Below are 13,951 nucleotides of genomic sequence, written 5' to 3' on the forward strand. Positions count from 1 at the left end.
TTATAACCTGTTGTCTTATCAGGATGTAAATTTTTATATATTTTATTAAATATTTTGGAAAATACGTATATGAAGAAAAATAATTTAGCTAAATTAGAGAATTTTGAAACTTTTTTGTATTATATGAAGGGTGTTAAAAAAATTAATCAAGATAAAATTTACCACATGAGTTCAAAAACTGACAATAAGTATCGATTATTTAATAAGAAATTATTAGCTCAAGATGCACATAGTTATTATTTTAGAACTGTTGTAGATGAAAAATCACTATTATTAACAAAAAACCCTATTTGTTTTGTCCGTAATGTACGCTATAATCTTGATTTAAAAAAATTAAAGCAAGGTGAGTATATTCCAGAAGTAGTTTTGGATTTACATGGGATGAATTTATATCAAGCAAAAAAGGAGTTAGGAAAATTAATTGCTATTTGTCATCAAGAAAAAATTTTTTGTGCTAGTATTTTACATGGCTATGGTAAAAAAATATTAAAAAAACAAATTCCTTTTTGGTTATCCAGGCATCCTGATATTCTTGCTTTTCATCAAGCGCCAAAAATTTTTGGCTATGATGCTGCTATTTTAGTTTTTATAAAAAATGAGTATGTTTATTAAATCCAACTCATCAACGTTTTTTAATAGAAAACAAATATTTTTCTACTAGAGTGTTGGTGTATATATTGTATTTATTTTTAAACAATATTTTAATTTTTTTTAATTTATGTTTATTCACGAAATGTTTTGTATTGATAATTATAAATTTTAAAATTAGAGCTTTATTTTTTATTATTAAAATATTTAATTACAGTAATTAGTTAGTGGTAGATGAATAAGTTAATTTTTCAGTGTATGTTTGGGCATTTTCAGTTTCTTGAACAAGTGTATGAATTATTTTTAAGAACTGAATGATTAAATAGTTATATTATGTTTGTTTAATATTAATACAGAATTAATTAATATCTTTATTAATGCATGTAGATAAATAAATTTGGATATATATAAACATTTTTATATATATAGTATATTATATTTTTAATGCATCGTTTTATGTAATAATGATTTTATTATTATATTTAATTTTTACAAAAATAAGGAATACAATTGAATAAAAATCGTGTGCGCTTAGCTATACAAAAGTCCGGAAGATTAAGTTATGATTCTCAGAATCTATTACAGAGTTGCGGTTTAAAAATTAATTTACAAAAATCTAGTCTTATTGCATTTGCTGAAAATATGCCAATTGACGTTATGTTAGTGAGAGATGATGATATTCCTGGTTTAATTATGGATGGCGTAGTAGAATTAGGAATTATAGGTTCTAATGTTTTAGAAGAAACATGTTTGACACGATCTTTTATAGGAGCTCCGGTTGAATATTCTATTTTACAATATCTTGACTTCGGAGTCTGTCGCCTATCCTTGTCTATTCCGTTAGACATGCATTATATCGGGGCTGTATGCTTAACAAATGCTCGTATTGCCACTTCATATCCGAGTTTATTGAAGAGATATTTAGACAAAAAAAATATTCCATTCAAGCCGTTTGTTTTAAATGGTTCTGTGGAGGTAGCGTATAATTCCGGTTTAGCTGATGCGATATGCGATTTGGTATCTACGGGGGCCACTTTAGAAGCTAACGGGCTAAAGGAAGTAGAAACTATTTATGATTCGAGAGCATGTTTAATGTCTCGTGAAGAAAAAACTATGCCTATTGAAAAAATAAGAATTATTAGAAAATTGCTTAATCGTATTCAAGGAGTAATTAAAGCTCGAGAATCTAAATATATTATGTTGCATATTGAAAAAAATAAACTGAATAAAATAACTAATTTATTAAAAGGAGCTGAACAACCGACGATAGTTGAATTATCTGGAAATAAGAACAAGGTAGCGCTACATATAGTAAGCAGTGAAACGGTTTTTTGGGAAACTATAGAGCAGTTAAAATCGTTGGGAGCGAGTTCTATTTTAGTTTTACCAATTGAAAAAATGATGGAATAAAATAATTATGATTAATGTAAGTAAAAAAATTATTAATTGGCACACTTTAACGCACAAAGAAAAAATTACTTTATTAAAACGACCTAATATTAATGTTGATAATATAATTAAAAAATCTATTTCACAGATTATCAGGAATGTTAAAAAGAATGGAGATTCAGCCTTACATGCTTATAGTTTAAAGTTTGACCGAGTAAAAGTGAATGATTTTTATGTTTCTCAATCAAGAATTAATAATTCTGATAAATACGTATCTCCCTCGTTTCAAAAAGCTGTTTTAGTGGCTAAAGATAATATTCATGAATTTCATTCTAAACAAGTTTACCCGGATTTAGATGTACAAACTTATCCTGGAGTACGTTGCCAACATATTACTAGACCGATACATTCAGTAGGACTATACGTTCCCAAAGGATCGTTTCCACTAGTATCCACTGCGCTGATGTTATTAGTTCCAGCTCGTATTGCTAAGTGTTCCAATATTGTTTTATGTTCCCCACCTCCAATTAGTAACGAAATATTATATATTGCTAAGATTTTAGGAGTAGATTCTGTTCTAGAGTTAGGCGGAGCTCATGCAATTGCAGCGTTAGCCTTAGGAACGCAGACAATCAAGCGAGTTGATAAAATTTTTGGTCCCGGAAATATTTTTGTTACTGAAGCTAAGTTACAAGTTAGCCGACGCGACATAAATCTTTCTATAGATATGCCGGCAGGTCCGTCTGAAGTATTAATTATTGCTGATCATAATTCTCATCCAGCTTTTATTGCATCTGATTTACTATCTCAAGCAGAGCATGACATTAATGCACAAGTAATATTGGTAAGTACTAGTTCAGTTGTAGCAAAACAAGTAATAAACGAGTTTAACCATCAACTACAAGGTTTATCTAGAAAAAAAATTATTTTAAGTTCTTGGCAAAATAGTAAAATAATTATTACACAGTCTTTATTGGAAAGCTTTGAAGTATCTAATTTATATGCTCCAGAACATTTGATTTTACATATAGACAATGCAAGAAATTATTTATCGCATATACATAACGCCGGTTCGGTATTTTTAGGAAAATGGACTCCGGGGTCTGCAGGTGATTATGTTACAGGGGCAAATCATGTTTTGCCGACATATGGGCACGCGAACACTTTCTCTTCTTTGCGCGTTTCCGATTTTCAAAAAGTAATTACCATTCAAAAAATGACAAAACATTCTTTACAAGATTTATCGTGTAGCATAAAAGAGTTATCTTTATCAGAAGGAATGGATGCACATCATCAATCAGTAATTATTAGAACGAATTCTTTAAAAAAAACAAATGTGATAAATGAGTAATTAACGTTCATATGAAAAAATTAATCCCACAACATATTGTTGATTTACAGCCCTATCAGTCCGCTCGTCGTCTTGGGTTATCTGGGCGTATTTATTTAAATGCAAATGAAGCTCCTTGGAACACTGTAGCAAATTATAAAAATAATAATTTAAATAGATATCCAGATTTTCAATCGAAGGAGTTATTAAAAAAGTACTCTAAATATTCAAGGGTCTCTCCGCATAAAATTTTAATTACTAGAGGTGTTGATGAAGGCATAGATTTATTAATTCGTGCTTTTTGCGTCCAAAATTGCGATAAAGTTATGTTTTTTTCACCTACTTATGATATGTATTCTATTTCTGCAGATATTTATAATATAGAAAAGATTAACATTCCGTTGCTATCTTCTTTTGAATTAAATAAACATGCTATTAAAAAAAATTTAAATAATATAAAAATAATCTATATTTGTAACCCTAATAACCCTACCGGTAATCTCTTTTTAAAAAAAGATATGGTCGATATTCTTAATTTTATTCCTAAAACTACCTTACTGGTAATTGATGAAGCATATATTGATTATTCGGTGAATAATAGTTTATCGTCTAAATTAGATCAATATACTAACCTAGTCATCCTTCGTACATTATCTAAAGCGTTTGGACTGGCTGCGCTGAGATGTGGTTTTATTTTGTCAAATATCGAGATTATTAGAATACTTCAAAAGGTACTCGCCCCATATCCTATCGCTACACCTGTATCGGAGCTCGCTATACAGCATTTGCATTCAGGAAATATACAAAAGATTCAAGGTAATATTTTAAAGATTTTAAAAAATAAAGAGTTTTTAATAAAACAATTAAAAACTTATTCATATATACAAAGAATTTTCCCAAGTGAAGCAAATTTTATTTTAATAAAAGTATTTCAATCTAAACGTCTTTTTAACCACATTAAATCTCACGGAATTATAATTCGTGATCAGTCACATAAATTAGGTTTGGAGAATTGTTTAAGAATATCTATAGGCACGATGAGTGAGTGTAAAGATTTAATTCATGTTTTATCTATATTTGAAGGAAAAAAAAATATACAATGAAAAAAAAATTTTTATTCATTGATCGTGACGGCACTTTGATTAAGGAACCCAAAAAAACACTTCAAGTGGATTGCATTAATAAATTTTTTTTAGAGAAAGATGTTATTTCTTCTTTATTAGCTTTAATACATTTAGGTTATCAGTTAGTCATGATAACGAACCAGGATGGATTAGGGAGCCCTTCTTTTCCTGTTCATAAATTTAGCGAAGTACAGAATTTGCTTTTAAATATTTTTTCTTCACAAAACATTTTTTTTACTAGTGTTTTAATCTGTCCGCATTTCCCCGGTGATCACTGTGGTTGCCGTAAACCTCAAATTTCATTAGTGAGACACTGGGTGCACGATGCTCGCATAGATAAAAAAAATAGCTACGTAATTGGAGATAGAGATACGGATTTACAGCTTGCAGAGAATATGGGAATTAAGTGTTTTTCATATCATCCTGTTTTTTTTTCTTGGAAAAAAATAGTTACTACATTAACATATCCTAATCGATTTTCAGAAGTATCTCGCAATACTGCAGAAACGAAGATATTTATTAAAATTAGCTTAGACGAACCTATAGAAAATTATATTGATACTGGTATTAATTTTTTAAATCATATGTTAGATCAAATTAGAGTTCATAGTGGTATTTTTATGCAGATTAATGTGATAGGGGACTTATGTGTTGATGATCATCATACAGTAGAGGATATAGGGATAGCGTTAGGTTATGCTCTTAAAAATGCTCTTGGAAATAAAATTGGAATTTCTAGGTACGGATTTACTTTACCGATGGACGAAAGCGTTTGTTCGTGTATTTTAGATATTTCCGGTCGTTCATTTTTATCTTTTTTTGCTACTTTTAAATATAAATATGTAGGTGATTTAAGCGTGTGTATGATAGAACATTTTTTTTATTCTTTAAGTCAATCAATGAAAGTATCTCTTCATTTGCATGCTTATGGAAAGAACGATCACCATTGTGCTGAAAGTTTATTTAAGGCATTTGGACGCACCTTAAGGCAAGCTATTAGTTTAAAAGGAAATATTTTACCTACGTCAAAAGGTTTATTGTAATGTCAATTGTCATCATTAATACCGGTTTTTCTAATTTATGCTCTATTCAAAACTCGATTCGTAGGTTAGGCTATAATGCTAGTGTAGCTGATTCGATTCATGAGGTAAAATTAGCTCACAAAATATTTTTACCGGGTGTTGGTTCTGCTGTTTCAGTAATGAGAGCTTTAAGGAAAAAAAATTTATTATCTTTTTTACAGGCTACTAATCAACCTATTTTAGGAATTTGTCTAGGCATGCAGTTACTAGGAACGTATAGCTACGAAGGAAAAAAATGTCTTTTATTAAATAAAATATCTTGTTCAATAAAAAAATTACCTCGTATTGATTGTTCTATTCCTCATATTGGCTGGAATCACGTTTATTATAAAGATCGGAGTAGTTTATTCAACTATATTGATAATGCTACTCAATTTTATTTTTTACATAGCTATTATATGCGTATAAATAAACATATGATCGCAGAATCTACGCACGGTATTAATTTCTGTTCTGCGGTAAAAATAAAAAATTTTTTTGGAGTTCAATTTCATCCAGAAAAATCAGGTATTCCTGGAGAACAGTTAATTAAAAATTTTTTAGAGATATAGAAATATGATTATTCCATCATTAGATTTTATTCAGGGTAAGATCGTAAGGTTATACCAAGGTAATTATAATCACAAAATATATTACGAGACTGATATTTTTGAACAAATAGATCAATATATACAGCAGGGATCTAAATATATTCACTTAGTAGATTTAGACGGATGTAAGAATCCATCTAATCGTCAAAAAAACATTTTAAAAATTATTTCTCATTACAATAAAATCCAATTTCAAGTCGGCGGAGGAATACGCACAACGGAGGATTTAGAAAACTTATTCAATGCCGGCGTTGATAAAGTTGTGATAGGTACATATGCCATTTTACATCCCGATCGATTTGTAAGGTGGTTGAATAAATATAGTTGTGCTAATTTTGTGTTAGCTGTAGATACGAAGATTAATCAAAAAAATGAAAAAAAAATAGCTATTCATGGTTGGAAAACTATCACCGAAGTTAATGTAGACAGCGTACTGCGTGATTTTGTTGCTCATGGATTGAAACATATTTTATGTACAGATATTTCTCGAGATGGAACTTTATTAGGTCCTAATATAAATTTATATCAAAGTTTAAAGACAAATTTTCCGACTATTGAGTTACAGGCTTCTGGAGGAATTGGTTCATTGAAGGATGTGAGTCATTTAAAACAAAACAACATAGATCATGCCATCATTGGACGCGCTTTTTTAGAAAAAAAATTTACTTTTCTGGAGGCTTGGAAATGTTGGCAAAACGAATAATAGCGTGTTTAGATGTCAAGCGAGGCATGGTAGTTAAAGGTATTCGTTTTCAAAATCATGTTATTGTTGGGAATGTTCTTGAGTTAGCAAAATATTATTCTCGAAAAGGAATTGATGAGTTAGTTTTTTATGATATTGCCGCTTCACCAAAAAAAAAATTACTAGACGTAAGATGGATTTCTAGAATTGCTGAATTAATTAATATACCTTTTTCCGTTGCAGGCGGTATTTCTTCAGTAGAAGATGCAAAATTAATTTTATCTTTAGGAGCAGATAAGATTTCTATTAATTCACCAGCATTAAAGGATCCGCTATTAATCAGTAAATTAGCAGATCGTTTCGGAGTGCAGTGTGTGGTCGTTGGAGTAGATTCTTGGTATAATTCAACTAAGGGAACATATCAAGTATTTCAGTATACTGGTAATGAAGACAAATGTCGCTCAACACAATGGAAGACTAGTGATTGGATTAAACATATACAACAATTAGGTGCAGGAGAAATTGTTCTAAATACTATGAATACTGATGGTACAAAAGCCGGTTACGATATTGAGCAATTAAATAAAATACGTAATATTTGCTCTGTTCCGCTCATTGCTTCAGGAGGAGCTGGTAGTGTATATGATTTTTTAAATGTATTTAAAATCTCTAAAGTAGACGGAGCTTTAGCTGCTTCTATTTTTCACAGTAAAATACTTTCCATTTCAAAATTAAAAGGTTTTTTATTGAATCAAGGGGTTATAATTAGACAATGCTGATTGCTAAAGATATAAAAAATTTAAATTGGATTAAGATGAACAATATGATTCCAGCTATTGCTCAACATTACGTTTCTGGAGAAATATTGATGTTTGGATATATGAATCCAGATGCATATAGAAGCACTATTGAAAAAAAATTGTTTACATTATTTTCTCGAAAAAAAAATAGATTATGGATTAAAGGAGAATACTCTAAAAATTTTTTGCATGTTAAGCAGATTTCGACTGATTGTGACTATGATGTTATTTTAGCGCAAGTAAAACCAGATGGAAATACTTGTCATTTAAATAAGTTTAGTTGTTTTACATCTTTTAAATTATTACATTCCTTTTTATATAAATTAGAGAATGTTATTAAATTAAGAAAGAAAAATCCTTCTCGTGATTCTTATATTAGTATGTTATTTTCTGTAGGAAGAAATAGAATAGCTCAAAAAGTTGGAGAAGAGGCTGTAGAAACAATTATAGCTTTTTTAGAAAATAATTCTATTAATTTAATTAATGAAGCGTCTGATTTATTATTTCACTTTTTAATTTTATTGCAGTGCTCTGATATTGATTTAAAGTCTATTATTAAAAATTTAAAACAGCGCTCTGATCAATAGTAAATATTATTTTTCGATATTATTTTAATTGATCTATATCAACATAGTATATTTTAGGCAGAATTTAATTTTAGCGAGGAAATATGTCAAATTATGATATTGGTATTATCGGTATGGGAGTTATGGGAAAAAACTTAGCATTTAATATTGCAAATAATGGGTATACAGTTGCTGTGTTTAATCGATCGCATAACCAAGCAGTTGACCAATTATTTCAAAATCCAGTTAAGCGATTATTTCCGTATCTTTCAATAAACAAATTTATTAATTCTTTATGTTCTCCGCGCTGTATTTTATTAATGATACAAGCCGGCGATCCTGTTGATGAAATGATAAATGTTTTATTGCCTTATTTAAATAAAGGCGATGTAATTATTGATGGCGGTAATTCTTTTTATAAGGACACAATGCGGAGATTTAATTTTCTTACAGAAAAATCTATTCATTTTATCGGTATGGGTATTTCCGGAGGAGAAGACGGTGCGCTACACGGACCCGCTATTATGCCTGGAGGGAGCATAGAGGCATATGATATAATAAAATCTATTTTAAAAAAAATTGCAGCCAAGTATCATCAAGAACCATGTGTAAAATATATTGGACCGAATGGTTCCGGGCATTATGTAAAGATGGTCCACAATGGAATTGAATATAGTGATATGCAATTAATTTCAGAATCTTATATGTTATTAAAATATGTATCCGGAATGAATAATATTGAAATATCCAATGTATTTAAGTCATGGAATCAAGGCGAGTTACGCAGTTATTTAATAGAAATTACGGGAAATATTTTATGTAAAAAAGATTCTGATGGTCAATTTATTATTGATTTTATTTTAGATTCTGCTTCTAGTAAAGGTACCGGTGCATGGACGGCACAAAGCTCTTTAGAGCTTCATTCTCCGACTTCTATGATCACTGAATCTGTTTTTTCTAGGTATTTATCAGAGTGTAAAGCAAATCGAATGATTGCTTCTACACTATTATTGGGGCCTAGAGTATCTAAGATTAGCGATTCTTTACGCGAGGAGTTTATTGAAGATATTCGAAAAGCTTTATTTTTAGGAAAAATTATTTCGTATGCGCAAGGTTTTTCATTGATGAAAAAAGCATCGGAAAATTATTCTTGGAATTTAAATTTTGCAAATATTGCTAAAATTTTTCGTTCAGGTTGTATTATTAGGGCAGATTTCTTAAATTATATTGTATCAGAGTATTCTGCAAATAATAATTTGTTAGATCTGTTATTTACAGAAAGCTTAAAAGATATAATTAACGCATATCAAAGTTCATTGCGAAATATTATAGTTATTGCCATTAATCAGGGAATTTCTGTTCCAGTTTTTTTTAGCGCATTATCATATTACGATGCTTATCGCACTATTAATTCATCCTCTAATTTAATACAAGCGCAAAGAGATTATTTTGGGTCTCATACCTATCAGAGAACTGATAAATCTGGAGTTTTTCATACGAACTGGTTGTAATTCATTATATAATTTTAGTTATTCAAAGTATACAATTTTAGGTATAATGATTTATTCATACATGTACTTATTATTGTATATTGGCGTTTTTTGATTTATATATATTTGTATTCTCATGTGTTTCCTTTTTTAAATTGATAAAATACATAGTTTGTATGATAACAATATATAGAAGTTAGTTTTTTATTTTAACTTCATTATTCAATGTTTAATATTTTATTTTTTGGTATTTTATATATTTATTTTCTACTATTGTGGTTTTTTATGAAAAATTCTACTGATACTATGCTAGTTACATGCGCTTTTCCTTATGCAAATGGAGATATACACTTAGGGCATTTGTTGGAACATATTCAAGCGGATATTTGGATTCGATATTATCGAATGAAAGGTCGTTCAGTTATTTTTATTTGCTCAGATGATGCGCACGGAACGGCTATTATGCTTCAAGCGAAAAAAATGAAAATTAATCCTGAAAGGCTAATTGAGAATGTATATCAACGTCACAGAAGTAGCTTTTTGAAATTTTCTATCTTTCATGATCACTATTCATCTACACATAGTAAGACTAACGAAAAAACATGCAAGAAGATATTTAATATTTTGAAAAGAAAAGATTTAATTCAAGAAAAAGTAATTACACAGTTATATGATGTTAAGTTAAATATTTTTTTATCTGATCGTTTTGTTCGTGGCACTTGCCCGACCTGCAGAGCAAAGCGGCAATACGGTGATAATTGCGAAATATGCGGGGCGATATATGACGCAACAGAATTGCTGAATCCTGTATCTGAATTATCGAATTCTTCTCCCCAAATAAAAAGCTCTAAACATTTATTTTTTAAATTATCTTATTTTTCGGAATTTTTAAAGCGTTGGGTAAACTCAGGTACTGTTCAAGCTTCTGTCGCTAATCACCTAAATCGGTGGTTGGCTATGGGATTGCGTTCTTGGAATATTTCTCGGGATAAACCGTATTTTGGTTTTTTAATTCCGGGTTATGTTGATAAATTTTTTTATGTTTGGATGGATGCTCCTATAGGGTATATCAGCAGTTTTAAAGAATTATGTAATGAGGATGATAAAATTAATTTTTGTAACTTTTGGTCTCGACAATCAAAACATGAATTATATCATTTTATTGGCAAGGATATTGTTTATTTTCATAGTTTATTTTGGCCGGCTATTTTAGAGGGCTGTGATTACAGGAAGCCTACTAAAATATTTGCTCACGGTTATTTGAAATTTAATGGATCGAAGTTATCTAAATCAAAAGGAACTATAATATCTGTAGATCAGTGGTTATCGTATTTTGATTCTGATTCTTTAAGGTATTACTTAGCATCTAAATTATCAGATACGATTGAAGATATAGAAATCAATGTATACGACTATGCATATAAAATTAATTCGGATATTGTTAACAACATAATTAATTTAGCGTCACGCAGCGCTTCTTTTTTAAAAAAACATTTTTTTAATATTTTATCGGATTGTATAATAGAGAAAAGTATATATAAGAATTTTGTTGATAAATCTATAGAAATAGATATTTCTTTTCAAGAAAGAAAGTTTTCGTTAGTAGTGAAAGCAATTAGAAATTTATCTGATATAGCAAATAAATATATTAACACCACAAAACCTTGGATTTTAATAAAACAAAAATCTTCTCGGAATTATGTTCATGGTATTTGCTCTTTGGGGATTAATTTGTTTAGAATATTAATGATATTTTTAAAACCGATTATGCCTAATTTAGTTCGAAAATCTGAATTATTTTTAAATACACCATTACAGTGGACACAAATTAATAAGCCGTTACTTAATCACAAGATTAATGATTTTTCTTGTTTATATGAAAGAATTAAGATTAGCTATGTTGATGAGTTTATGAGGAAAATATAGATTTTTTTAGATAGGGTTAACCCAAGTAATGCGAATGTATTTTTTGTTTCTGCTTGTATCGTTTTTTAACACATCGTTAACATTGAACAATCCAATTCCTGCTACTATTTTTTGACCATAAAATAATAATGGTATTTTATTTCTTAGCCATGGAGGTATACTATTTTTTTGCCAAATTTTTCTTATTTTTAACTTTTTATTAGTATCTTTGTCTATGTATTTTTTTTTAATTTGAAAATGAATGCTAATTAATGAATTTTTTTTCGGATAGGGAATTTTTAGTATTTTTTTTTTTTTTTTGTTTTTATCCGGCGAGACTAGTTTAGTTTTTAAAAACCCTAGTTGATTGGGTAGCTTAAGGGGAATAAAGATATTTTTCCAGGGTATAATAGTATTTTTGATATTATCGCCTGGAATAAAAGCATATATAGTTTTTTTAAATCGTCTAATCTCATAATTAAAGAAAATTATTTTTTTATTATTAAAGTTTTTATTAAGAATAATTTCGTGATTTATTCTCTTTAATATATTGCGCGAGGGTATTCTTTTGCTTAACGCTTCTAACCATTTCTTTAAAACTGAATATCTTACCTCTGGTATTACATTATCAAAATTTAACAAGGACAAAGACCCGTCCGAAAAAACGTTTTTTTTAATAAAGTTAAGGACAAAAAAATTTAAAATTTTTTGATCAGATGTAAGTATGTGCATGCTTGTTGTGCAATTTTTTAAAAAATTAGGCCATCTTTTATATATTTTTGATAAAATTTTATTTCTTAAAAAATTTCTATCATATACATTATATTTATTTGATGGATCTTCTATCCAATTTATTTTATTTTTTTTAGCCCACGAGATAATCTTTTTTTTTGATATATGTATTAAAGGTCGAATAATGGTTATTCCCTGATATTCAGAACAATACTTAATGCCAGATAAACCTCTAATACCGCTACTTCTTTTTAGAGAGAGAAATAAATTTTCGCATTGGTCATTAAGATTATGTGCCGTTAATAGCGTTTCTTCCGGTAATATATTTTTTTTGAATAATTCATATCTTTTTTTTCTTGAATAACCTTCTATGCCGTATTTATTTTTTTGGGGTATGTGAATATTTTCAACTATAATACATATATTGTTAATAATACATATATTTTTACAGAATTGTTGGAATTTTTTAGATTGTGAATATAAATTATGGTTAATATGTATTGCTCGGATGAAGATATCTTTAATTTTTTTTTTTATTTGAACTAGTTGATATAACAGTACAGTGGAATCAACTCCCCCGCTTAACGCTAATAAAAAATTTTTCTTTTCGGGATATAATTTGATGAGTTTTTTTATAAACATAAGTAATCTCGAGTTTTATTTTACGTTCGAGTGGATTTGAACCACTAGCTTCTACTATGTCATAGTAGCACTCTAACCATTGAGTTACGAACGCATAAAGAGTACAGTGTATTAAAAAAACATTTATTAATATGATTTATAATTTTTATATTATAGCATAAAAACATTTTTATTGTTGTTTTTTAATATTAAGAGCTAATAATGATTTTTAAAGAATCAGTAAGCTACAATAGATTATATATTTTTTCTAAAAATTCTTTTATGTAATCTTGTTACTATAATCGCGGTATGTATGAATAAAGAAAAACGTATATTAATTTTAAAAAAATTTGAAATATTTTATATGAACGCTACAACAGAATTGAAATACAATACTTCTTTTGAACTATTAATTGCTATTATTTTATCAGCCCAGTCTTCAGATACGCAGGTTAATAATGTTACTAAGCAATTATTTTCCAAGGTATCTCGGCCATCTGATATACTGAAATTAGGTTTATTAAAGTTAAAAAAAATACTTAGGACTATAGGTTTATTTAACAAGAAAGCCGAATACATTATGAATACTTGTCGTTTATTAGCTAATGTGTTTAATGAATCTATACCGCTAAATATAAATCAACTATTAAGATTACCCGGAGTAGGGCGAAAAACTGCTAATCTATTTTTGAATATTGTATTGAAAAAAAAATATATTGCAGTAGATACACATGTATTTAGAGTATCTAATCGTACTGGATTTGCGACGGGAGCGTCTGTAGGTATTGTAGAAAAAAAATTACACCGTGTTGTTCCTTCTGAGTTTAAACTGTATATTCACGCTTGGTTTGTTATTCATGGGCGCTACGTCTGCATCGCAAAAAAGCCCAAGTGTTTAAAATGCGTTATAAATCATGTATGCGAATATTTTTACAAAAATTTTAATTATATTAGTAAAAAATAGATTAATAATTAAATCTAATACCAATGCGTGAAAAGTATTTTTATTTTTAAAAGCTATTTCGGAATCTGGTATTAAGTGTATATATCGC

General features: G+C 28.7%; 13 protein-coding genes and 1 tRNA gene. 12 read left to right on the forward strand and 2 right to left on the reverse strand.

All coding sequences use genetic code 11. From position 1 onward, the window contains the following. Nucleotides 1-69 precede the first annotated feature (69 nt). The 11 genes from smrB (at nucleotide 70) to metG (ending at nucleotide 11,567) form a co-directional block, all read left to right on the forward strand. Nucleotides 70-612, forward strand: coding sequence for an endonuclease SmrB (gene smrB / locus CINFORN2912_RS00335; protein WP_075433685.1), 543 nt, complete (start codon nucleotides 70-72; stop codon nucleotides 610-612). Nucleotides 613-1,098: 486 nt separating this feature from the next. After that, nucleotides 1,099-1,998 (forward strand): ATP phosphoribosyltransferase, encoded by a 900-nt coding sequence (gene hisG, locus CINFORN2912_RS00340; protein ID WP_075433686.1) that lies wholly within the window; start codon nucleotides 1,099-1,101, stop codon nucleotides 1,996-1,998. A gap of 7 nt (nucleotides 1,999-2,005) precedes the next feature. Further along, a complete protein-coding gene (gene hisD / locus CINFORN2912_RS00345; protein WP_075433687.1) occupies nucleotides 2,006-3,328 on the forward strand; it encodes a histidinol dehydrogenase in 1,323 nt (440 codons plus the stop codon). 11 nt (nucleotides 3,329-3,339) lie between these two features. Beyond that, nucleotides 3,340-4,410, forward strand: a complete 1,071-nt coding sequence (gene hisC, locus CINFORN2912_RS00350; RefSeq protein WP_075433688.1) for a histidinol-phosphate transaminase — start codon at nucleotides 3,340-3,342, stop codon at nucleotides 4,408-4,410. Next, nucleotides 4,407-5,474: a bifunctional histidinol-phosphatase/imidazoleglycerol-phosphate dehydratase HisB gene (gene hisB, locus CINFORN2912_RS00355; protein ID WP_075433689.1), complete on the forward strand. Its 1,068-nt coding sequence runs from the start codon at nucleotides 4,407-4,409 to the stop codon at nucleotides 5,472-5,474. The genes hisC and hisB overlap by 4 nt, the downstream gene beginning before the upstream one ends. Then, the gene (hisH, locus tag CINFORN2912_RS00360; RefSeq protein WP_075433690.1) at nucleotides 5,474-6,064 is read left to right on the forward strand and encodes an imidazole glycerol phosphate synthase subunit HisH; all 591 of its coding nucleotides are present in this window, start codon (nucleotides 5,474-5,476) and stop codon (nucleotides 6,062-6,064) included. The genes hisB and hisH overlap by 1 nt, the downstream gene beginning before the upstream one ends. Nucleotides 6,065-6,068: 4 nt before the next feature. After that, nucleotides 6,069-6,806, forward strand: a complete 738-nt coding sequence (gene hisA / locus CINFORN2912_RS00365) for a 1-(5-phosphoribosyl)-5-[(5-phosphoribosylamino)methylideneamino]imidazole-4-carboxamide isomerase (RefSeq protein ID WP_075433691.1) — start codon at nucleotides 6,069-6,071, stop codon at nucleotides 6,804-6,806. Beyond that, nucleotides 6,788-7,564 carry an imidazole glycerol phosphate synthase subunit HisF gene (gene hisF / locus CINFORN2912_RS00370; protein ID WP_075433692.1) on the forward strand — a complete coding sequence of 259 codons (777 nt, stop codon included), beginning with the start codon at nucleotides 6,788-6,790 and terminating at the stop codon, nucleotides 7,562-7,564. The genes hisA and hisF overlap by 19 nt, the downstream gene beginning before the upstream one ends. Beyond that, nucleotides 7,558-8,172 (forward strand): bifunctional phosphoribosyl-AMP cyclohydrolase/phosphoribosyl-ATP diphosphatase HisIE, encoded by a 615-nt coding sequence (hisIE, locus tag CINFORN2912_RS00375; RefSeq protein WP_075433693.1) that lies wholly within the window; start codon nucleotides 7,558-7,560, stop codon nucleotides 8,170-8,172. The genes hisF and hisIE overlap by 7 nt, the downstream gene beginning before the upstream one ends. Before the next feature lie 83 nt (nucleotides 8,173-8,255). Continuing rightward, nucleotides 8,256-9,662: an NADP-dependent phosphogluconate dehydrogenase gene (gene gndA / locus CINFORN2912_RS00380; protein ID WP_075433694.1), complete on the forward strand. Its 1,407-nt coding sequence runs from the start codon at nucleotides 8,256-8,258 to the stop codon at nucleotides 9,660-9,662. A 264-nt stretch (nucleotides 9,663-9,926) separates the two neighbouring features. Then, nucleotides 9,927-11,567, forward strand: coding sequence for a methionine--tRNA ligase (gene metG, locus CINFORN2912_RS00385; protein WP_075434219.1), 1,641 nt, complete (start codon nucleotides 9,927-9,929; stop codon nucleotides 11,565-11,567). A gap of 6 nt (nucleotides 11,568-11,573) precedes the next feature. Here metG and tilS read toward each other — a convergent pair whose 3' ends face one another. Together tilS and CINFORN2912_RS00395 are read right to left on the reverse strand one after the other, a co-directional pair. Beyond that, entirely contained in the window at nucleotides 11,574-12,920 is a 1,347-nt protein-coding gene (tilS, locus tag CINFORN2912_RS00390; protein WP_075433695.1) for a tRNA lysidine(34) synthetase TilS, read from the reverse strand. Nucleotides 12,921-12,941: 21 nt separating this feature from the next. Beyond that, nucleotides 12,942-13,014: transfer RNA gene (locus CINFORN2912_RS00395), tRNA-Val, on the reverse strand. Between the two features lie 198 nt (nucleotides 13,015-13,212). Between CINFORN2912_RS00395 and nth the strand changes: the two genes are divergently transcribed. After that, complete coding sequence (gene nth, locus CINFORN2912_RS00400) at nucleotides 13,213-13,863, forward strand: endonuclease III (protein WP_075433696.1); 651 nt, start codon at nucleotides 13,213-13,215, stop codon at nucleotides 13,861-13,863. Nucleotides 13,864-13,951: the final 88 nt, after the last annotated feature.

It is taken from the genome of Buchnera aphidicola (assembly GCF_900128725.1).
Taxonomy (GTDB): domain Bacteria; phylum Pseudomonadota; class Gammaproteobacteria; order Enterobacterales; family Enterobacteriaceae; genus Buchnera_F; species Buchnera_F aphidicola_K.

Bases quoted from the DNA above. Each gene is read 5' to 3' on its own strand.
- smrB (WP_075433685.1), top strand. From the start codon at position 70: ATGAAGAAAAATAATTTAGCTAAATTAGAGAATTTTGAAACTTTTTTG.
- hisD (WP_075433687.1), top strand. From the start codon at position 2,006: ATGATTAATGTAAGTAAAAAAATTATTAATTGGCACACTTTAACGCAC.
- hisC (WP_075433688.1), top strand. From the start codon at position 3,340: ATGAAAAAATTAATCCCACAACATATTGTTGATTTACAGCCCTATCAG.
- hisB (WP_075433689.1), top strand. From the start codon at position 4,407: ATGAAAAAAAAATTTTTATTCATTGATCGTGACGGCACTTTGATTAAG.
- hisH (WP_075433690.1), top strand. From the start codon at position 5,474: ATGTCAATTGTCATCATTAATACCGGTTTTTCTAATTTATGCTCTATT.
- hisA (WP_075433691.1), top strand. From the start codon at position 6,069: ATGATTATTCCATCATTAGATTTTATTCAGGGTAAGATCGTAAGGTTA.
- hisF (WP_075433692.1), top strand. From the start codon at position 6,788: ATGTTGGCAAAACGAATAATAGCGTGTTTAGATGTCAAGCGAGGCATG.
- hisIE (WP_075433693.1), top strand. From the start codon at position 7,558: ATGCTGATTGCTAAAGATATAAAAAATTTAAATTGGATTAAGATGAAC.
- gndA (WP_075433694.1), top strand. From the start codon at position 8,256: ATGTCAAATTATGATATTGGTATTATCGGTATGGGAGTTATGGGAAAA.
- metG (WP_075434219.1), top strand. From the start codon at position 9,927: ATGAAAAATTCTACTGATACTATGCTAGTTACATGCGCTTTTCCTTAT.
- tilS (WP_075433695.1), bottom strand. From the start codon at position 12,920: ATGTTTATAAAAAAACTCATCAAATTATATCCCGAAAAGAAAAATTTT.
- nth (WP_075433696.1), top strand. From the start codon at position 13,213: ATGAATAAAGAAAAACGTATATTAATTTTAAAAAAATTTGAAATATTT.